This window comes from Enterococcus sp. DIV1420a (assembly GCF_051712165.1).
Taxonomy (GTDB): Bacteria; Bacillota; Bacilli; order Lactobacillales; family Enterococcaceae; genus Enterococcus; species Enterococcus faecalis.
In genome coordinates, this window is the sequence record NZ_JBIOOI010000002.1 from 1,077,351 (window position 1) to 1,097,475 (window position 20,125).

Here is a 20,125-nt window from a genome sequence, read left to right on the forward strand (position 1 = left end):
GAAGCGCGTATGTATTTTGTCAAAGTCTATGTTACGTATAAAGAATCAATTTTGGATCCCCAAGGTGAAGCGGTTAAGGAAGCAGTCCATCGGCTTGGTTTTACAGAAGTAGCCGAAATCCGTGTCGGTAAGTATTTTGAAATGCACGTCCAGCAGACAGAAGCAATTGAAGAGAAAATTGAACAAATTTGTGATCAACTATTAGCCAATGTAAATATGGAATCCTATCGTTTTGAAATTTTATCTTTGGAGGAAATTTAAATGAAATTGGCAGTGATTGTTTTTCCAGGATCCAATTGTGATGCAGACTTATTGTGGGCTGTCAAAGAGGTGATGGGCGTCGATGCAGAATTTGTCCGACACGATGCCACTTCTTTAGCAAAATTTGATGGCGTATTGTTGCCTGGTGGTTTTTCTTATGGCGATTACTTACGTTGTGGTGCAATTGCTCGGTTTTCGCCAATTATCAATGAGGTGATTCGCTTTGCTACAGAAGGCAAAATGGTTTTTGGTACTTGTAATGGCTTTCAAATTTTAACAGAAATTGGCTTACTTCCTGGCACGTTGCTAAGAAATGATTCGCTTCGTTTTATTTGTAAAAGTGTCCCATTGAAAGTGAATACGCACACAAAGTTTACAAGCGAGTATCCTGAAAATGTTTCGATACATTTACCAGTAGCGCATGGCGAAGGGAATTACTATTGTGATGAAAAAACGTTGAAAGAGCTGAAAGAAAAGAACCAAATTGTTTTTACGTATCAAGAAAAGGTGAACGGGAGTCTTGCGAATATTGCTGGTATTTGTAATGAACAGGGCAATGTTCTAGGAATGATGCCTCATCCGGAACGAGCGATGGAAGAATTGTTAGGTTCAACAGATGGACGCAGCTTTTTTGCTTCAATCATTAAAAACTTTGGAAAGGAATTAAGCCAATGATGAATGAACCAACACCAAAAGAAATCAAGGAGACACGGTTGTATGCAGAATGGGGACTAACAGATGAAGAATATCATCAGATTGAGACCATTTTGCAAAGAGAACCTAATTATACAGAAACTGGCTTATTCTCCGTGATGTGGAGTGAACATTGCTCTTACAAAAATTCCAAGCCCGTTTTAAAAAAGTTTCCGACGGAAGGGCCACAAGTGCTTCAAGGCCCTGGTGAAGGAGCTGGGATTGTCGATATTGGTGACGGATTAGCTGTTGTTTTTAAAGCAGAGAGCCATAATCATCCTTCTGCAGTAGAACCTTACGAAGGAGCAGCTACAGGCGTTGGTGGAATTATTCGCGATATTTTCAGTATGGGGGCGCGGCCGATTGCTTTACTGGATTCGTTAAGATTTGGCGAACTGACGGATGCACGAACACGTTATTTGTTTCAAGAAGTTGTGGCGGGGATTAGCGGTTATGGAAATTGTATTGGTATTCCAACCGTTGGCGGCGAAATTGCTTTTGAGCCATGTTATCAAGGAAACCCACTTGTCAATGCTATGTGTGTGGGATTGATTCGTCATGATGAGATTCAAAAAGGCCAAGCAAAAGGCGTCGGAAATAGCATTCTTTACGTAGGTGCGAAAACAGGACGTGATGGAATTCATGGTGCGACCTTTGCTTCAGAAGAATTTAGTGAAGGTGAAGAACAGCAACGATCTGCGGTACAAGTAGGTGATCCGTTTATGGAAAAATTATTATTGGAAGCTTGTCTTGATTTAATCAAAAATCATCAAGATATTTTAATCGGCATCCAAGATATGGGGGCGGCTGGCTTGGTTTCTTCAAGTGCTGAAATGGCATCAAAAGCAGGTTCAGGCTTGATTCTAGAGCTGGATAAAGTTCCGCAGAGAGAGACGCTGATGAGCCCCTATGAAATGCTCTTGTCTGAGTCCCAAGAACGGATGTTAATCTGTGTGGAAAAAGGAGCAGAACAGCAAGTTTGTGAATTGTTTCAAACGTATGACTTAGAAGCGGTAGCGATTGGATCCGTAACAGATGATGGACAGTATCGTGTCTTTCACGGTGGCAAAATAGTCGCAGATGTACCAGTAGATGCTTTGGCAGAAGAAGCCCCTGTCTACCAGAAAGCCTATCAAGAACCAGAGCGGATGCGTGCTTTTAAAAAATTAGCGCCCTTCATTCCAGAAATTACGAATAGCACGGAATTATTAAAACGCCTATTGCAACAGCCAACGATTGCATCAAAAAAATCAGTTTACGAAACCTATGATAGTCAAGTACAAACGAATACAGTGGTGCAACCAGGAAGTGATGCAGCTGTTTTAAGAGTGCGGGGCACCAATAAAGCCTTAGCGATGACGACAGATTGTAATAGCCGTTATTTGTATTTAAATCCTGAAATAGGTGGGCAAATTGCGGTTGCAGAAGCAGCCCGTAATATTGTAGCAAGTGGAGCACAACCTTTGGCTATCACTGATTGTTTGAATTATGGTTCCCCTGATAAACCAGAAAGTTTTTGGGAATTATGGACGTCAGCGGATGCAATCGCCGCAGCCTGCCGTCAGCTAGGAACACCCGTGATTTCAGGGAACGTCTCTCTTTACAATGAAACAGATGGTCAAGCCATTTATCCAACGCCAATGATCGGCATGGTGGGCGTGATTGAAGATGTTTCACAAATTACCACACAAGCGTTTAAACAAGTGGATGACTTAATTTATCTCATCGGTGAAACCCACGCAGATTTTAACGGCTCAGAAATTCAAAAAATGCAACTGGGTCGAATTGAAGGGCAATTACGCTCATTTGATTTAAAAGAGGAAAAAGCAAACCAAGAATTAGTTTTAAAAGCAATTCAAGCAGGCCTAGTTGCTAGCGCGCATGATTGCGCTGAAGGCGGCGTTGCCGTTGCTTTAGCCGAGTCGGCTTTTGCTAACGAACTGGGGTTACAGGTGACACTGCCATTAAAAAAAGAATATCTATTTGCGGAGACGCAATCCCGTTTTATTCTTTCAGTTAGTCCCCAGCATCAAGAAGCATTTGAAACACTTATCGGAAGAAAAGCTCAACATATTGGGAAAGTGACTGAAACTGGTTTGGTCATTCATGCGTTAGATGATGTGATCAATTGTTCAACAAAAGAAGCCAAAGCCTTATGGGAGGATGCGATTCCATGTCTTATGAAGCAAAAAGCTTAAATGAAGAGTGTGGTATTTTTGGTATTTGGGGTCATCCTGATGCGGCACAAGTGACCTATTTTGGTTTACACAGCTTGCAGCATCGAGGCCAAGAAGGCGCGGGAATTGTGGCGAACAATTCTGGGAAATTAGATGGCCACCGTGATTTAGGTTTGTTAGCAGAAGTATTCCAAAAGCAAGAACAACTGAATGCGTTAGAAGGAACGGCGGCTATTGGTCATGTACGCTATGCAACCGCTGGTACGGGTAGCGTGGATAATATTCAGCCATTTTTATTTAAATTTTATGATAGTCAAATTGGGTTAGCACACAATGGCAATTTGACAAATGCCAAGCGTTTACGAAAACAACTAGAAAGAGAAGGCGCTATTTTTCATTCCAATTCAGACACTGAAATTTTAATGCACTTGATTCGAAAAAGCACTGCTGCCTCGTTTCTCGATAAACTAAAAGAGAGCTTGAATTTGGTTAAGGGTGGCTTTGCTTATCTTTTATTAACAGAAACGATGATGATTGCTGCACTGGATCCCAACGGCTTTTGCCCTCTCTCCATCGGACAAATGAACAATGGGGCGTACGTTGTGGCATCCGAAACGTGTGCATTAGAAACAGTTGGGGCTCGCTTTATTCAAGATGTGGCGCCTGGTGAAGTAGTCATCATTTCTGATGAAGGCTTGAAAATAGAGGTTTTCACTACGGAAGTCCAACCGGCAATTTGTGCAATGGAATATATTTATTTTGCACGGCCAGATTCAAATATTGCTGGAGTTAATGTGCATACAGCTCGTAAAAGGATGGGGAAGAACTTGGCAATCGAAAGTCCAGTCGCAGCTGATATGGTAATTGGGGTACCGAACTCGTCATTGTCTGCAGCTAGCGGCTATGCAGAAGAAGCACAGATACCTTACGAACTAGGTTTAGTAAAAAATCAATATGTCGCTCGAACATTCATCCAGCCGACACAAGAATTAAGAGAACAAGGTGTCCGTATGAAACTATCGGCAGTTCGTGGCGTGGTCAAAGGAAAAAAAGTCGTTTTAGTAGATGATTCGATTGTTCGAGGGACCACTATTCGGCGCATTATTCATTTATTAAAAGAAGCAGAAGCGCAAGAAGTTCATGTCAGAATTGCTTCACCACCATTAAAATATCCGTGTTTTTATGGCATTGATATACAGACGCGGGACGAACTAATTGCGGCAAACTATTCAATTGAAGAGATCAAAGAGCAGATTGGCGCAGATTCGCTGGCTTTTTTGAGTGAAGCAGGCCTGATTGATGGGATTCAATTAAATTATGATGCTCCTTATTCTGGGCTGTGTATGGCTTACTTTAATGGAGACTATCCAACGCCTTTGTATGATTATGAAGAACAATATCAAGCATCCTTGAAAAAAGAAATTAGGAGGAATTGACATGGAAAATGCCTATTCAAAAGTTGGCGTAAATGTTGAGGCGGGATACGAAGTAGTGGAACGAATTCAAAAGCATAGCCAAAAAACACAACGGACGGGAACGTTGGGCATGCTTGGTGGTTTTGGTGGTTGTTTTGATTTAAGTAGTTACAAGCTTAAAGAACCAGTTTTGGTATCAGGAACGGATGGCGTAGGCACAAAGTTACTCTTGGCAATTGAAGAACAGAGACACGAGACAATCGGAATTGATTGTGTAGCGATGTGTGTCAATGATGTCGTCGCACAAGGCGCCGAACCGTTATATTTTTTAGATTATTTAGCGTTAGGGACCGTTAATCCAGCTAAAGTTGAAGCAATTGTTGCGGGTGTTGCGACTGGCTGTTGTGAGGCGAAAGCAGCATTTAATCAAGGCTTAGATGCCCATATATTTGCGGCTTCTGCATCGGAAGCAGAAACAAATTTAGAAAATAATCCAGTCGATGTGTTATTGTTAGGTCCACAAGTTCGTTATATGAAGAGTGATTTTGAAAAGCGTCTATCACCAAAAGGTATCCCAACAGATGTCATTAGCATGTCTGATTACGGCTTAATGAACGGGGAAAAAGTGCTGGAACAAGCCTTGGGTTTGTTAGCACAAGCAGATAAAAAAGAGTAAAAACAAGTTGTTTTTTCGAGAATCTTCGAAAAAGCAACTTGTCTTTTTTTATGACTTTAGTTAATTGGAATTGAGCTGAAGCAGTCATTCTGGTTTATCAGTTCCATAAATTATAGAGCCGAAATTAGTCCTGTGAGCTAGAGAAAGACAACTGTCTTTAATTTTTTACTTTAATCTAGATACTAAAAAAACATACTTAACAATCTATTTTCTGAATAATGAACGCCTTTTTCCGTAGTCTGAAAGTAGTAATTCAAAGAATGATTAACAATATTATTATATACAAGTCATTACAGTATGGCATAAGCAATTCGAATAACAGACTTATTCAGCAAATAAATGAGAGAGAATTCTGTTTTTGTTGTTTAAAAATAATGAGGTTATTTCATAAGGCATACTTTCTTCATACGTGATTTCTAAAGGACTATCTTTATCAAAAGAAATAATTTGTGAGTCAGGCATTGCAAGTAATATAGGTGAATGAGAGACAATAATAAACTGAGACCCCTCATCAATTAGTTTTTTTATAGATATCATTAAGGCTAGTTGGCGTTGAGGTGAGAGAGCCGCTTCAGGTTCATCTAACAGGTACAGACCATTTCCTCTAAACCGATGGTTCACCAGATTCAAAAAACTTTCGCCGTGTGATTGATGATGTAGGGATTTATCGCCATATTCAGAAAAATCTAAGTCTATATTTTCTGCATATGTAGCAACATTGTAGAAACTTTCAGCTCTTAAAAAGAAGCCATCCGTAGCACGCTTTACACTTTTTCCAACAGTTAAATAATTATGTAAATCCAAGTGAGTATCGTTTGTAGAGAAATTAAAATTAATACTACCGCCTTCAGGATTAAATCCCCAATTGACTGCGATTGCTTCTAATAAAGTGGATTTTCCAGTTCCATTTTCACCTGAAAAAAAAGTAATAGGTTTTTTAAAATTTAGTGAATTAAATTTATTCAGCCCTTCAATTTTTGAAAAAACAGAATCTTCTTCAAAAGCTTTGAGTTCTAGTCTTTTTAAAAAAATATTTTCCATGATAAAGCTTGCTCCTCTCTAGTCTTTTCAAATTAAAGCTTGAATTACTAGATATACTTTAACATTAATTTTTCTTTAAAGGTAGATAAATTTGTTATAAAAAATCTGCATATAGGTAAGTCGAAAGTGGAAGATTCGTGTAAACAATAAAGCGTATCAAGAGTTTGTTTAGTAGGTAACGACTAGATAAGAATAGAAAGATAACGGTGGGAGATTTCCTTTTTCGTAAAAAAGCTAGAGAAATGCGTATTTTATAAATGAGGTGGTTAACATGGAAGATTTGCATGGACGTAAAATAATTATTGAAGAAACAGAACGTTCAATACAGACAAAACTGGTTTATTTACCAACAATGTTAGAGCGTTCACCCCTAACAATTCAATGTCAGCGGTGCGGGGAAGTCGTATCCAAAAAAGAAAACAGACTGGCGACAAATGTATACTACTGTCATGCGTGCATTCAATTAGGCCGTGTGACTTCTTGTCAAAAATTTTGTCATTTACCAGAAAGGCCCAATAGCCCAAGAACTGTCTTTTTTGAGTGGTCTGGACAATTAACAAAAGGACAGCAAGCGATCTCAGTTGAACTTTGTGAGACAGCAAAAATAAGAGAGAATCGCTTAGTGTGGGCAGTTACAGGTGCAGGTAAAACAGAAATGTTATTTGCTGTTTTGCACCAAACCTTACAAGAAGGGGGGCGGATTGCGCTGGCTTCGCCGCGTGTCGATGTTTGCTTAGAACTGTTTCCCAGAATCCAAGCGGTTTTTCCTCATGAAGCAATTGCTTTACTTCATGGAAACAGTCAAGAACCGTATCGTTATACGAAACTAGTGATTTGCACCACCCATCAATTATTGAAATTCCATCAAGCATTTGATTTACTTATCGTTGATGAAGTCGACTCTTTTCCTTTTGTTAATAACGAGCATCTTTATTATGGAGTGCGTAACGCACGAAAAAAAAGAAGTAGTTTGGTGTACTTAACAGCAACGCCTACGAAAGAATTGCGGAAGCTTTTACAGCAAAAGAAATTAGCGGCCAGTATTTTGCCAGCAAGATATCATCGTAGGCCATTACCTGTGCCACGCCGATTTTGGGTTCAGTCGTGGCAACGTATTTCTAGCAAAAATATTAAAATCATTGCACATCATTTGAAACGTTTATTGGTGCGTAATTCAGTTTTACTATTTTGCCCAAGCATTTCATTAATTCACCAATTGCATACATTAATAGCTGAGCGATTTTCCGACAAAGAAGTTGTCGCCGTTTATGGTAGTGATGAGCTTCGCCTAGAAAAAGTTCAAGCAATGCGTCAGCAGAAAACGGATATTTTGATCACTACAACCATTTTAGAACGTGGTGTGACTTTTGATGCAGTCTCAGTTATTGTTTATGGTGCCAATCATCGAGTCTTCACTTCTTCAACACTTGTCCAAATTGCGGGCCGAGTCGATCGAAGACAAGAATTCAATTACGGCGAAGTTTTATTTTTACATGATGGGGAAACAAGAGACATGAAAGAGGCAATTCGGCAAATAAAGCAAATGAATCGCTTGGCTAGCAAACGAGGGATGTTAGATGGATTGTAAAAATTGCGCAAGCCCCATTCGTTTGGAGATAACATTAAAAATGCTCTTACGTTTTAACAAATGGATGAGCCCTTCACTTTGCCAGCACTGCCAAGCAAAGTTCCAGAAACTGCCAATGACAGGCACTTGTTTTGGTTGTAGTCGCGTCAGCCAAGAGCATTATTGTTTTGATTGTCAAAGGTGGCAGCTGCTTTATCCAGAGTATTCTTTTCATAATGCAGCGTTGTTTCATTATGATGAAGGAATGCAAGAGTGGATGGAACGCTATAAATTTCAAGGAGACTATCGCTTAAGAATGTGTTTTAACGAGGAAATCAACTTTTACTTTCAGCAACAATCTGCGGACTATATTATTCCGGTGCCCTTATCCGAAAAGCGAATGCAAGAACGAGGCTTCAACCAAGTAATTGGCTTACTAGAAGCGGCTGATGTTCCGTACAGCCCTTTTTTAATTAGAAAAGAGGAAAATGTTCCGCAATCTAAGAAAACTAGAAAGGAAAGGATGCAGTTGCAACAACCATTTGCCATCCAAAAAGAAAACCAAAAAAAATTAAAAAATTGTTCTGTTATTTTGGTGGATGACATCTATACCACTGGACGAACTCTTTTCCACGCAGCTGCTGTTATCAATGACTGTTATCCTAAAAGTTTGAATACGTTTACTCTCGCGCGGTAAAAAGAAAAGAATTCATAAATTTGATGACTATTTTGTTGGCAAAACCCAGATTATTCGATATAATGAAATTAAGAAGAAGGGAATTAAAGAGTGGTCCTTTAATCTTTTCTTTACTGGTAGATGAAAGGGGTAATTGTTATGTTTAGATATAATGTACGTGGAGAAAATATCGAGGTAACCGAAGCGATTCGAGACTATGTTGAGAAAAAAGTCGGTAAATTAGAAAGATATTTCAGCGATTCACCTGAAGCAACGGTTCACGTGAATTTGAAAGTGTACACTGAAAAAACAGCCAAAGTCGAGGTTACTATTCCTCTTCCTTATCTAGTTTTACGAGCTGAAGAAACGTCACCTGATTTATACGCAAGTATTGATTTGGTTGTCGATAAATTAGAACGACAAATTCGTAAATTTAAAACAAAAATCAACAGAAAATCTCGTGAAACAGGACGTAACAATACAAAAGCCGCTGTCTTCTTAGTTGGTGAAGAAACAGAAGAAACACCTTCAGAATTAGACATCGTTCGTACAAAACGTCTATCATTAAAACCGATGGACAGTGAAGAAGCTGTTTTACAAATGAACATGTTAGGACACAACTTTTTCATTTTTGAAGATGCTGAAACAAATGGAACAAGCATTGTTTACCGTCGTAAAGATGGCAAATATGGCTTGATTGAAACAGACTAAAGCTTAAAATAAGAGCTGAAATGCCTTCGTGCATTTCAGCTCTTTAAACATCTTTAAAGCACGGAGTAAAGAAAAAATAAAGAAATACATAAAATAACTTTAAAAGTTCCTCTTTTAAAGGAAAATGTCTGCAAAATAGAGAGAAATGGTTTTCTTTCTCGTCAAGTAATGATAAAATAAAACGGATAGATTGTGCTTCTTGTACAAAAAGGATACAAAAATAAAAAGAGGTAATTGAAAGGAACACAGATACCAATGGCAAATTTTTTGAAAAAAATGATCGAAAACGATAAAAAAGAATTAAGACGATTAGAAAAAATCGCCGATAAAATTGATGCACATGCAAGTGCAATGGAACAACTAAGCGATGAACAATTACGTGAAAAAACAGATGAATTTAAAGCCCGTTATCAAAAAGGGGAAACCTTAGACGAACTATTACCAGAAGCGTTTGCGGTTGTCCGTGAAGCTGCTAAACGTGTACTAGGTTTATTCCCATACCGTGTCCAATTAATGGGTGGGATTGTGCTTCATGACGGGAACATTCCTGAAATGAGAACAGGTGAAGGGAAAACCTTGACTGCCACAATGCCTGTATACTTGAATGCACTATCTGGCGAAGGAGTACACGTTGTTACAGTTAATGAATACTTAGCAACCCGTGACTCTAACGAAATGGGAGAATTATATAATTTCTTAGGCTTAAGCGTTGGCTTAAACATTAACTCTAAATCTTCTGATGAAAAACGTGAAGCGTATAACTGTGATATCACTTATAGTACAAATAACGAATTAGGATTTGACTATTTGCGTGATAACATGGTTGTTTATCGCAGCCAAATGGTTCAACGTCCATTAAACTATGCAATTGTCGATGAAGTGGATTCAATCTTAATTGATGAAGCAAGAACCCCATTAATTATTTCTGGACAAGCTGAAAAATCGACAGCACTCTATACGCGTGCCGATAATTTTGTCAAACGCTTAAAAGAAGACGAAGATTACAAAATTGATATTCAGTCTAAAACAATTGGTTTAACAGAAGCAGGGATTGAAAAAGCTGAACAAACTTTCGGATTGGATAACCTGTACGATATTGAAAATACAGCATTAACGCACCATTTAGATCAAGCGTTACGGGCAAACTATATCATGTTATTAGACATTGATTACGTGGTTCAAGACAATAAAGTCTTAATTGTTGACCAATTTACTGGTCGTATCATGGATGGTCGTCGTTATTCTGATGGCTTGCATCAAGCGATTGAAGCAAAAGAAGGCGTCGAAATTGAAGATGAAACAAAAACAATGGCGACGATTACGTTCCAAAACTACTTCCGGATGTACAAAAAACTAGCCGGGATGACTGGTACTGCTAAAACAGAAGAAGAAGAATTCCGTGAAATTTACAATATTCAAGTCATTCAAATTCCAACCAATCGTCCAATTATCCGTGACGATCGTCCAGATTTACTTTATCCAACCTTAGAAAGTAAATTTAATGCAGTGGTGGAAGATATTAAAGAACGTTACCACAAAGGACAACCAGTGTTGGTGGGGACTGTTGCGGTAGAAACGTCAGAATTACTTTCTGATAAATTAAACGCAGCTAAAATTCCTCATGAAGTATTAAATGCGAAAAATCACTTTAAAGAAGCCGAAATCATTATGAATGCCGGTCAAAAAGGCGCAGTTACAATTGCAACAAATATGGCTGGTCGTGGAACGGATATTAAACTTGGTTTAGGTGTACTTGAACTAGGTGGTCTAGCGGTTATCGGGACAGAACGTCATGAGTCACGTCGTATTGATAATCAGTTGCGTGGACGTGCAGGACGTCAAGGGGATCCAGGGGTTTCACAATTTTATTTATCTTTAGAAGATGACTTAATGAAACGCTTTGGTTCAGAACGAATTAAAACATTCTTAGAACGAATGAATGTGCAAGAAGAAGATGCAGTTATTCAAAGTAAAATGTTTACTCGCCAAGTAGAGTCTGCTCAAAAACGTGTGGAAGGAAATAACTATGACACACGTAAAAATGTCTTACAATACGATGACGTGATGCGCGAGCAACGTGAAGTTATTTATGCGCAACGACAAGAAGTAATTATGGAAGAAAATGACTTGTCTGATGTATTGATGGGCATGGTAAAACGGACGATTGGCCGAGTGGTGGATAGCCATACACAATTAGAAAAAGAAGAATGGAATTTAGATGGGATTGTCGATTTTGCAGCCTCAACACTTGTCCATGAAGATACGATTTCTAAAAAAGATTTAGAAAATAAATCAGCTGAAGAAATCAAAGACTACTTAGTGGCACGTGCGCAAGAAGTATTTGAAGAAAAATCTCAACAATTGAATGGCCAAGAACAATTGCTAGAATTTGAAAAAGTAGTCATCTTGCGTGTTGTCGATACTAAATGGACAGATCACATTGATGCAATGGATCAATTACGCCAATCTGTCGGCTTACGTGCGTACGGTCAAAACAACCCATTAGTAGAATATCAAACAGAAGGTTATTCTATGTATAACAATATGGTGGGTTCAATCGAATATGAAGTAACACGTTTATTCATGAAATCGGAAATTCGCCAAAATGTCCAACGTGAGCAAGTAGCTCAAGGACAAGCGGAACATCCAGAAACAGAACAAGATGCAGCTGCACAAAGCAACACAAGTGCGAAGCGTCAACCTGTGCGTGTAGATAAAAAAGTGGGCCGTAATGATTTATGCCCATGCGGAAGTGGCAAAAAATTCAAAAATTGTCATGGAAGAAACGCTTAATTAAAGAAAAAACGCAGGGTGGGGCAATTTGTCCCGCCTTTGCTCTTTTTACAATAAAGAGAAAGAAGGAATCATTTTGGAAAACCCAGAAATTCGTACATTATTAGACGAAATGACACAAAAAATTACTAGCTTCAGGAGGTCTCTTTGACTTAGACCAGTTAGAAGAAGACATTGCCGAGGCGGAAAATCGGATGGGAGAACCTGGTTTTTGGGACAACACAGAAACGGCTCAAAAGCTAATTAACGAAACCAATAGTTTGAAAGAAAAATATCAACAATTTCATCAGCTCTCTGAGGAACTTGACGAATTAACGGTGATGTTTGAATTACAACAAGAAGAATATGATGCAGAGATTCAAGAAGAATTGGAAGAAAGAATTCATCTCTTGCAAGAACGTTTAACAACGTATGAGCTATCCTTACTACTAAATGAGCCATATGATCATAATAACGCCCTAATTGAATTACACCCTGGTGCCGGTGGTACTGAATCACAAGATTGGGGAAGTATGCTTTTACGAATGTACACACGTTGGGCAGAAAGTCACGGTTTCCAAGTTGAAACGTTGGATTACCAAGCTGGAGATGAAGCAGGGATTAAAAGTGTCACCTTATTAATCAAAGGTTACAATGCTTATGGTTACCTAAAATCTGAAAAAGGTGTCCATCGTCTTGTGCGGATTTCGCCCTTTGATTCCGCCAAACGCCGTCATACTTCGTTTTGTTCAGTTGATGTAATGCCTGAATTAGACGATACAATAGAGATTGCGATCAATCCAGATGACTTAAAAATTGATACCTATCGAGCAAGTGGTGCTGGTGGTCAGCATATTAATAAAACAGAATCGGCTGTTCGAATTACACATATTCCAACAGGCACCGTTGTCGCAAGCCAAGCACAACGTTCTCAATTAAAAAACCGTGAGCAAGCAATGAGTATGTTAAAAGCCAAATTATATCAATTGGAAATGGAAAAGAAAGCTCAAGAAGCAGCAAGTTTACGTGGTGAACAAATGGAAATTGGTTGGGGCTCACAAATCCGTTCTTACGTGTTCCATCCGTATTCAATGGTCAAAGACCATCGGACAAATTACGAAACCGGCAATGTACAAGCTGTGATGGATGGAGACCTTGATGGTTTCATTGATGCCTACTTAAAACAGCGCTTAAGTTAAGCTCTTCATTAAATTGAAATAAAAATGTAACTTAATGCAAGAAGTTTGCAATATTGACATGTTATAATGAGTAGGATTGAAGAAAAAAGAGATGGAGAGAACGCCATGATTGAAATGAAAGATGTAATGAAGAAATATTCGAATGGTACAACAGCGATTCGAAATATTTCAGTAGAGATTGACCAAGGCGAGTTCGTCTATGTGGTTGGTCCCTCAGGTGCAGGGAAATCAACCTTTATTAGATTAATGTATCGTGAAGAAAAAGCAACAAAAGGTAATTTGACAGTTGCAGGTCATGATTTAATGAAAATAAAAAATAAAGAAGTTCCTTATTTACGTCGTGAAATCGGCATCGTTTTCCAAGACTATAAACTATTACCAAAGAAAACTGTGTATGAGAACGTGGCCTATGCGATGCAAGTTATCGGACGGCGTCCTCGCGAAATCAAAAAACGCGTGATGGAAGTTTTAGATTTAGTCGGTCTAAAACATAAGGTACGTGTTTTTCCAAGCGAACTTTCTGGTGGGGAACAGCAACGGGTATCCATTGCACGAGCAATCGTAAATACACCGAAAGTTTTAATTGCCGATGAACCAACTGGGAACTTAGATCCAGAGAATTCATGGGAAATCATGAAATTGTTGGACCGGATTAACGCACAAGGAACAACAGTCGTGATGGCAACGCATAATAGTACAATTGTAAATACGATTCGTCACCGTGTTATTGCCATTGAAAATGGTCGCATTATCCGTGACCAAGTGGAAGGAGAATACGGCTACGATGATTAGAACATTCTTTTCTCATTTATTTGAAAGTATCAAAAGTTTAAAACGGAACGGTTGGATGACTGTTGCCTCAGCAAGTGCGGTTACAATTACATTAGTTTTAGTTGGTATTTTTATGGGCGTTATTTTTAATGCAACGAAACTTGCTGATGATATCGAAAAAAACGTGACAGTGTCTGTCTTTGTCGATATTGGTACAAAACAAAATGAAATGAAAACATTAGAAAAACAACTTAAAGGATTAGACAATGTTGAAGATATTTCTTATTCAAACAAAGATCAACAATTGAAAAAAATCCAAGAACAAATGGGGGATGCCTGGAATCTTTTCGAAGGCGACAGTAACCCATTATACGACGTGTATTATGTCCGTGCAAAAACACCAGAAGACACGAAAGATATTGCGAAACAAGCAGCTAAATTCCCAAGTGTTTTTAAAGCCGATTACGGTGGTGTAAACTCAGACAAAATCTTTAAAATCGCTCAAACCGTTCGAACTTGGGGCTTAGCAGCTGCTGCATTACTTTTATTCGTTGCAGTGTTCTTAATTTCCAACACTATTCGGATTACGATTTTATCTCGTCAAAAAGAAATCCAAATTATGCGTCTTGTAGGAGCCAAAAACAGTTTCATTCGTTGGCCGTTCTTCTTAGAAGGTGCTTGGATTGGGTTGATTGGCGCAATCGTGCCAGTCATTATTATGACGTTAGGCTACCATCAAGTTTATAACATGTTCAACCCGCAGTTATTGCGTTCGAATTATTCATTAATTCGTCCAGAAGATTTTATCTGGAAAGTCAATCTATTAATGATTGCAACAGGAATGATTATTGGATCACTAGGTTCAGTTATTTCAATGCGTCGTTTCTTGAAAATTTAAACGAAAAAAAGCTCTCCATTTTGGAGAGCTTTTTTTCGTTTAGTTTTAAAATACTTGTTATTTAATTTAAGAGTTTTCTCAGTTGTACCAACAAATTGATAACTTATAATTTTCAAGTCCTACATATAATGGTAAAATAGAATGGATTGAAATTAATTGGAGGAATAATGAATCGATGAAAAAAAGATTGCTATTATTTATTGGTTTGGCAAGTATACTTACTTTGACAGGATGTGCAAAATGGATTGATCGTGGTGAATCCATCACAGCGGTAGGCTCATCAGCTTTACAACCATTAGTAGAGACAGCGAGTGAGGAATATCAAAGCCAAAATCCGGGAAGATTTATTAATGTCCAAGGTGGCGGAAGCGGAACAGGTCTGAGTCAAGTCCAATCTGGCGCGGTAGACATTGGTAATTCTGATTTATTTGCAGAAGAGAAAAAGGGCATCAAAGCGGAAGACTTAATTGATCATAAAGTTGCTGTTGTTGGGATTACACCAATCGTTAACAAAAATGTCGGTGTCAAAGATATCTCAATGGAAAATTTAAAGAAAATCTTTTTAGGTGAAGTAACAAACTGGAAAGAACTTGGCGGGAAAGACCAAAAAATTGTTATTTTGAACAGAGCGGCCGGTAGTGGTACGCGGGCTACTTTTGAAAAATGGGTCTTGGGAGATAAAACAGCCATTCGTGCGCAAGAACAAGATTCCAGCGGCATGGTTCGTTCCATTGTTTCTGATACACCAGGAGCGATTAGTTATACCGCATTTTCATATGTTACTGATGAAGTAGCTACGTTAAGTATTGATGGTGTTCAGCCAACAGATGAAAATGTAATGAACAATAAATGGATTATTTGGTCTTATGAACATATGTACACCCGTAAAAATCCAAGTGATTTAACCAAAGAGTTTTTAGACTTTATGTTGTCAGATGATATCCAAGAACGTGTGATTGGTCAATTAGGGTATATTCCTGTTTCGAAAATGGAAATTGAACGGGATTGGCAAGGAAATGTCATTAAGTAATTCTCTTAACACAAAATTTACAAACTTAACATAAAATTTACATGTTATTAAAAACAAATTGATGTAAAAAAGGTACACTATTTTTATCTGTAAAAGTTGGATTGTTTGAGGAGGAAATATTCTTGGAAGATGTACAGAAAAAATTATTAACAAAATCGAAAAGAGCCAAGATGGAGCAACGAGGGAAATTTATTAGTTTCCTATGTATTGCCTTAATTGTAGCAGTGGTTGTTTCAATTTTCTATTTTGTTGCAAGTAAAGGACTTGCTACATTCTTTAAAGATAAGATTAACGTGTTTGATTTCTTATTTGGAACAAACTGGAACCCAAGTGATATCGGCGCAGACGGTAAACCCATGGTTGGGGCTTTACCAATGATTGCGGGTTCCTTTATTGTAACGTTTTTGTCAGCGATTGTTGCGACGCCATTTGCGATTGGAGCGGCTGTTTTTATGACAGAAATTTCACCAAAAAAAGGAGCGAAATTTTTACAACCAGTTATTGAATTACTTGTAGGGATTCCCTCTGTTGTTTATGGATTTATTGGTTTATCTGTCATTGTTCCTTTTGTCCGTTCAATCTTTGGCGGAACTGGCTTCGGTATTTTAGCTGGTACGTTTGTGCTATTTGTCATGATTTTACCAACGGTTACTACGATGACCGTAGATGCATTAAAAGCTGTGCCTCGACATTATCGTGAAGCGTCGTTGGCGCTTGGTGCTACGCGTTGGCAAACGATTTATAAAGTTGTCTTGCGGGCAGCTGTGCCTGGTATTTTAACTGCGGTTGTCTTTGGTATGGCTCGTGCGTTTGGTGAAGCCTTAGCAATCCAAATGGTAATCGGAAATGCAGCTGTGATGCCAACTAGTTTGACAACACCAGCTTCGACACTAACAAGTATTTTGACAATGGGGATTGGGAATACAATTATGGGAACAGTTGAAAACAACGTTCTTTGGTCTTTAGCCTTGATTCTATTGTTGATGTCTTTACTATTCAACATTGTTATCCGAATTATCGGTAAGAGAGGAGCCTTAAAATAATGAATGCAAAAAAAGCAGATAAAATCGCAACAGGTATCTTATATGCCGTATCTGGCGTCATTGTTTTAATTTTGGCGGCCTTACTGATTTACATTTTAGCTAGAGGAATTCCACATATTTCGTGGGAATTTTTAACACAACCATCCAGAGCCTATCAAGTTGGTGGTGGGATTGGTATTCAGCTTTTTAACTCACTATATTTACTATTGATTACAATGATTATTAGTATTCCAATTTCATTGGGTGCTGGAATTTACTTATCGGAATATGCGAAAAAGAATTGGTTAACTGATTTAATTCGTACCTCAATTGAAATTTTAAGTTCATTGCCTTCCGTTGTTGTCGGGCTGTTCGGCTTCTTGATTTTCGTTGTACAAATCGGATATGGCTTTTCAATCTTATCAGGTGCGTTAGCATTAACATTTTTTAACTTACCATTATTGACTAGAAATGTTGAGGAATCTTTGAAAGCCATTCATTATACACAGCGTGAAGCGGGGTTAGCCTTAGGTCTTTCACGTTGGGAAACAGTTAAAAAAGTTATTTTGCCAGAAGCATTACCAGGAATTTTGACAGGTGTTATTTTGAGTTCTGGTCGGATTTTCGGTGAAGCCGCTGCGTTAATTTATACAGCAGGACAAAGCGCACCTGCCTTAGATTTCAGTAATTGGAATCCATTGAGCGTTTCAAGTCCAATTAGCATTTTCCGTCAAGCGGAAACGTTGGCTGTGCATATTTGGAAAATTAATACCGAAGGAACGATGCCAGATGGCGCTGCGGTCTCAGCAGGTGCCTCCGCTGTGTTAATTTTAGTAGTTTTACTTTTCAATTTCGGCGCTCGTTTTATCGGCAACCGTCTTTATAAGAGAATGACATCAGCTTAATGTTAGGGGAATTAGCATGAAAGAATACAATTTAAATGATACCCATTTACTTCAACTAGATAGCCAAAAAGACCCGATTGCGTTACACACGGAAGACTTACATGTCTTTTACGGGGACAATGAGGCTATCAAAGGTGTTGATTTGCAATTTGAAAAGAACAAAATAACCGCCTTAATTGGACCTTCTGGTTGCGGTAAATCCACGTATTTACGTTCGCTAAATCGTATGAACGATGGCATTGCCAATTCACGTGTTACTGGAAAAATCATGTATAAAGATGTCGATGTCAATACGAAAGAAGTTGACGTCTACGAAATGAGAAAACGCATTGGCATGGTTTTTCAGCGGCCCAATCCATTTAGTAAATCTATCTATGAAAATATCACATTCGCATTGAAACAGCATGGTGAAAAGGATAAGAAAAAATTAGATGAAATCGTTGAAACAAGTTTGAAGCAAGCCGCACTTTGGGATCAAGTGAAAGATAACTTAAACAAAAGCGCCTTAGCTCTGTCTGGTGGGCAACAACAACGTTTGTGTATCGCTCGGGCAATTGCGATGAAACCAGATATTTTATTGTTAGATGAACCGGCAAGCGCGTTAGATCCGATTTCAACAGGAACGGTTGAAGAAACGTTAGTGAATTTAAAAGATGATTACACGATCATCATTGTGACACATAACATGCAACAAGCGGCGCGGATTAGTGACTATACAGCTTTCTTCTATATGGGTAAAGTCATTGAATACGACCATACAAGAAAAATCTTTACACGACCAAAAATTCAAGCAACGGAAGACTACGTTTCAGGACATTTTGGTTAGGAGGAGCAAGATGGGCAAAGAAATTATTTCATCAAAAGATTTACATTTATATTACGGGAAAAAAGAAGCATTGAAAGGCATTGATTTAACTTTTAATCAAGGAGAATTAACTGCCATGATTGGTCCTTCTGGTTGCGGGAAGTCAACGTATTTACGTTGCTTGAATCGTATGAATGATTTAATCCCAGACGTAACTATTACTGGAAGTGTCGTCTATAAAGGAAAAGATATTTATGGACCGAAAACAGATAACGTTGAATTACGTAAAGAAATTGGCATGGTTTTCCAACAACCTAATCCATTTCCGTTTTCAGTTTATGAAAATGTGATTTATGGCTTGCGCCTAAAAGGAGTCAAAGACAAGCAAGTCTTAGATGAAGCAGTTGAAACCAGTTTGAAAGCTGCTGCCGTTTGGGAGGATGTCAAAGATAAACTTCACAAAAGTGCACTTTCACTTTCTGGTGGACAACAACAGCGGGTTTGTATCGCTCGTGTTTTAGCTGTGGAACCGGATATTATTTTATTAGATGAACCAACTAGCGCCTTGGACCCAGTTTCTAGTGGTAAAATTGAAAACATGCTGTTAACATTAAAAGAGAAATATACCATGATTATGGTGACACATAATATGTCACAAGCATCACGGATCTCTGATAAAACGGCCTTCTTTTTACAAGGTGATTTAATTGAATTTAATGACACGAAAAAAGTATTTTTAAATCCAAAAGAAAAACAAACAGAAGATTACATTTCTGGTAAATTTGGTTAAAAGGGGGAAAAAGAATGTTACGGACACAATTTGAAGAAGAACTATTGAATCTGCACAATCAATTTTATGAAATGGGTATGATGGTTAGTAGTGCCGTCCATAAATCCGTGAAGGCATATATTAATCATGATAAAAAATTGGCTCAAGAAGTGATTGATCGCGATATTGAAATTAATGATATGGAAGTCAAACTTGAGAAAAAGAGTTTTGAAATGATTGCGTTACAACAACCAGTGACAACAGACTTACGTATGATTATTACTGTTATGAAAGCTAGTTCGGATTTAGAAAGAATGGCGGACCATGCCGTTTCAATTGCTAAATCAACGATTCGCTTAAAAGGAGAAACACGTATTCCTGAAATTGAAAAAGAAATTTCAGATATGTCTGATTATGTGAAAAAAATGGTGGATAATGTTTTAATCGCCTATGTTAAAACGGATCAAAAAGATGCACGAATGATTGCACAAATGGATGATCGTACTAATGAATATTTCGATAGTATTTACAAACATGCCGTAGAAGCAATGAAAGCTAATCCAGAAACGGTCATTAGCGGAACTGATTATCTACATGTGGCACAATACTTGGAAAGAATTGGCGACTATGTCACAAATATTTGTGAGTGGATTGTTTACTTGGCAACTGGTAAAATTACCGAATTGAATAGTAATCGTGACGAACAATTTTAAGAAAAACAAATAAAAAAAACTAGG

The 20,125-nt window shown here is 38.2% G+C and carries 19 protein-coding genes; 18 read left to right on the forward strand and 1 reads right to left on the reverse strand.

Features of this window, described 5'->3' with window-relative positions:
- Positions 1-9: 9 nt before the first annotated feature.
- From purS to IGI80_RS16505, 5 genes are read left to right on the forward strand one after another with little or no spacing between them, the layout of a single operon-like run.
- On the forward strand, positions 10-261 hold the full coding sequence (gene purS, locus IGI80_RS16485) for a phosphoribosylformylglycinamidine synthase subunit PurS (protein ID WP_002357271.1): 252 nt from the start codon (positions 10-12) through the stop codon (positions 259-261).
- The gene (gene purQ / locus IGI80_RS16490; RefSeq protein ID WP_002361952.1) at positions 262-936 is read left to right on the forward strand and encodes a phosphoribosylformylglycinamidine synthase subunit PurQ; all 675 of its coding nucleotides are present in this window, start codon (positions 262-264) and stop codon (positions 934-936) included. It begins immediately after the preceding gene.
- A complete protein-coding gene (gene purL / locus IGI80_RS16495; protein ID WP_438724189.1) occupies positions 933-3,152 on the forward strand; it encodes a phosphoribosylformylglycinamidine synthase subunit PurL in 2,220 nt (739 codons plus the stop codon). The genes purQ and purL overlap by 4 nt, the downstream gene beginning before the upstream one ends.
- The gene (gene purF / locus IGI80_RS16500) at positions 3,128-4,567 is read left to right on the forward strand and encodes an amidophosphoribosyltransferase (protein WP_438724190.1); all 1,440 of its coding nucleotides are present in this window, start codon (positions 3,128-3,130) and stop codon (positions 4,565-4,567) included. The genes purL and purF overlap by 25 nt, the downstream gene beginning before the upstream one ends.
- Position 4,568: 1 nt before the next feature.
- Positions 4,569-5,222 (forward strand): AIR synthase related protein, encoded by a 654-nt coding sequence (locus IGI80_RS16505; RefSeq protein WP_438724191.1) that lies wholly within the window; start codon positions 4,569-4,571, stop codon positions 5,220-5,222.
- A 324-nt stretch (positions 5,223-5,546) separates the two neighbouring features.
- Here IGI80_RS16505 and IGI80_RS16510 read toward each other — a convergent pair whose 3' ends face one another.
- Entirely contained in the window at positions 5,547-6,263 is a 717-nt protein-coding gene (locus IGI80_RS16510; RefSeq protein ID WP_010710290.1) for an AAA family ATPase, read from the reverse strand.
- A 271-nt stretch (positions 6,264-6,534) separates the two neighbouring features.
- On the opposite strand from IGI80_RS16510, the gene IGI80_RS16515 reads away from it, so the two are divergent.
- The 13 genes from IGI80_RS16515 to phoU all read left to right on the forward strand — a co-directional run bounded on the left by IGI80_RS16515 (position 6,535) and on the right by phoU (position 20,101).
- Positions 6,535-7,851, forward strand: a complete 1,317-nt coding sequence (locus IGI80_RS16515) for a DEAD/DEAH box helicase (RefSeq protein ID WP_438724192.1) — start codon at positions 6,535-6,537, stop codon at positions 7,849-7,851.
- A complete protein-coding gene (locus IGI80_RS16520) occupies positions 7,841-8,527 on the forward strand; it encodes a ComF family protein (RefSeq protein WP_002394508.1) in 687 nt (228 codons plus the stop codon). The genes IGI80_RS16515 and IGI80_RS16520 overlap by 11 nt, the downstream gene beginning before the upstream one ends.
- 138 nt (positions 8,528-8,665) lie before the next feature.
- Complete coding sequence (gene hpf, locus IGI80_RS16525; RefSeq protein ID WP_002357293.1) at positions 8,666-9,217, forward strand: ribosome hibernation-promoting factor, HPF/YfiA family; 552 nt, start codon at positions 8,666-8,668, stop codon at positions 9,215-9,217.
- A 255-nt stretch (positions 9,218-9,472) separates the two neighbouring features.
- A complete protein-coding gene (gene secA, locus IGI80_RS16530) occupies positions 9,473-12,010 on the forward strand; it encodes a preprotein translocase subunit SecA (RefSeq protein WP_002381826.1) in 2,538 nt (845 codons plus the stop codon).
- 76 nt (positions 12,011-12,086) lie between these two features.
- Positions 12,087-13,188 (forward strand): peptide chain release factor 2 gene (gene prfB / locus IGI80_RS16535; RefSeq protein WP_111997025.1). Its coding sequence is split into 2 segments (ribosomal slippage): positions 12,087-12,158 and positions 12,160-13,188, totalling 1,101 coding nucleotides; the frame shifts between segments, so codons are not numbered across the junction.
- A 105-nt stretch (positions 13,189-13,293) separates the two neighbouring features.
- On the forward strand, positions 13,294-13,980 hold the full coding sequence (gene ftsE / locus IGI80_RS16540; protein ID WP_002361935.1) for a cell division ATP-binding protein FtsE: 687 nt from the start codon (positions 13,294-13,296) through the stop codon (positions 13,978-13,980).
- Positions 13,973-14,857: a permease-like cell division protein FtsX gene (ftsX, locus tag IGI80_RS16545; RefSeq protein ID WP_002364071.1), complete on the forward strand. Its 885-nt coding sequence runs from the start codon at positions 13,973-13,975 to the stop codon at positions 14,855-14,857. The genes ftsE and ftsX overlap by 8 nt, the downstream gene beginning before the upstream one ends.
- A 175-nt stretch (positions 14,858-15,032) precedes the next feature.
- Positions 15,033-15,887 (forward strand): phosphate ABC transporter substrate-binding protein PstS, encoded by an 855-nt coding sequence (locus IGI80_RS16550; RefSeq protein WP_002357298.1) that lies wholly within the window; start codon positions 15,033-15,035, stop codon positions 15,885-15,887.
- 122 nt (positions 15,888-16,009) lie between these two features.
- Positions 16,010-16,930: a phosphate ABC transporter permease subunit PstC gene (pstC, locus tag IGI80_RS16555; RefSeq protein WP_002357299.1), complete on the forward strand. Its 921-nt coding sequence runs from the start codon at positions 16,010-16,012 to the stop codon at positions 16,928-16,930.
- Positions 16,930-17,814, forward strand: a complete 885-nt coding sequence (gene pstA / locus IGI80_RS16560) for a phosphate ABC transporter permease PstA (protein ID WP_002357300.1) — start codon at positions 16,930-16,932, stop codon at positions 17,812-17,814. Before pstC ends, pstA begins: the two co-directional genes overlap by 1 nt.
- Positions 17,815-17,830: 16 nt before the next feature.
- Entirely contained in the window at positions 17,831-18,640 is an 810-nt protein-coding gene (pstB, locus tag IGI80_RS16565) for a phosphate ABC transporter ATP-binding protein PstB (protein WP_002357302.1), read from the forward strand.
- Positions 18,641-18,650: 10 nt separating this feature from the next.
- Positions 18,651-19,409: a phosphate ABC transporter ATP-binding protein PstB gene (pstB, locus tag IGI80_RS16570; protein WP_002357303.1), complete on the forward strand. Its 759-nt coding sequence runs from the start codon at positions 18,651-18,653 to the stop codon at positions 19,407-19,409.
- A gap of 14 nt (positions 19,410-19,423) precedes the next feature.
- On the forward strand, positions 19,424-20,101 hold the full coding sequence (gene phoU / locus IGI80_RS16575; protein WP_002357304.1) for a phosphate signaling complex protein PhoU: 678 nt from the start codon (positions 19,424-19,426) through the stop codon (positions 20,099-20,101).
- The last annotated feature ends 24 nt before the right edge of the window (positions 20,102-20,125 follow it).

Excerpts from the sequence above, each read along its gene's own strand:
- IGI80_RS16510 (WP_010710290.1), bottom strand. The coding sequence starts at position 6,263 with ATGGAAAATATTTTTTTAAAAAGACTAGAACTCAAAGCTTTTGAAGAA.
- ftsE (WP_002361935.1), top strand. The coding sequence starts at position 13,294 with ATGATTGAAATGAAAGATGTAATGAAGAAATATTCGAATGGTACAACA.
- phoU (WP_002357304.1), top strand. The coding sequence starts at position 19,424 with ATGTTACGGACACAATTTGAAGAAGAACTATTGAATCTGCACAATCAA.
- ftsX (WP_002364071.1), top strand. The coding sequence starts at position 13,973 with ATGATTAGAACATTCTTTTCTCATTTATTTGAAAGTATCAAAAGTTTA.
- purQ (WP_002361952.1), top strand. The coding sequence starts at position 262 with ATGAAATTGGCAGTGATTGTTTTTCCAGGATCCAATTGTGATGCAGAC.
- pstA (WP_002357300.1), top strand. The coding sequence starts at position 16,930 with ATGAATGCAAAAAAAGCAGATAAAATCGCAACAGGTATCTTATATGCC.
- secA (WP_002381826.1), top strand. The coding sequence starts at position 9,473 with ATGGCAAATTTTTTGAAAAAAATGATCGAAAACGATAAAAAAGAATTA.
- IGI80_RS16515 (WP_438724192.1), top strand. The coding sequence starts at position 6,535 with ATGGAAGATTTGCATGGACGTAAAATAATTATTGAAGAAACAGAACGT.
- purF (WP_438724190.1), top strand. The coding sequence starts at position 3,128 with ATGTCTTATGAAGCAAAAAGCTTAAATGAAGAGTGTGGTATTTTTGGT.
- purS (WP_002357271.1), top strand. The coding sequence starts at position 10 with ATGTATTTTGTCAAAGTCTATGTTACGTATAAAGAATCAATTTTGGAT.
- hpf (WP_002357293.1), top strand. The coding sequence starts at position 8,666 with ATGTTTAGATATAATGTACGTGGAGAAAATATCGAGGTAACCGAAGCG.
- pstB (WP_002357302.1), top strand. The coding sequence starts at position 17,831 with ATGAAAGAATACAATTTAAATGATACCCATTTACTTCAACTAGATAGC.
- IGI80_RS16550 (WP_002357298.1), top strand. The coding sequence starts at position 15,033 with ATGAAAAAAAGATTGCTATTATTTATTGGTTTGGCAAGTATACTTACT.
- purL (WP_438724189.1), top strand. The coding sequence starts at position 933 with ATGATGAATGAACCAACACCAAAAGAAATCAAGGAGACACGGTTGTAT.
- pstB (WP_002357303.1), top strand. The coding sequence starts at position 18,651 with ATGGGCAAAGAAATTATTTCATCAAAAGATTTACATTTATATTACGGG.
- IGI80_RS16520 (WP_002394508.1), top strand. The coding sequence starts at position 7,841 with ATGGATTGTAAAAATTGCGCAAGCCCCATTCGTTTGGAGATAACATTA.
- IGI80_RS16505 (WP_438724191.1), top strand. The coding sequence starts at position 4,569 with ATGGAAAATGCCTATTCAAAAGTTGGCGTAAATGTTGAGGCGGGATAC.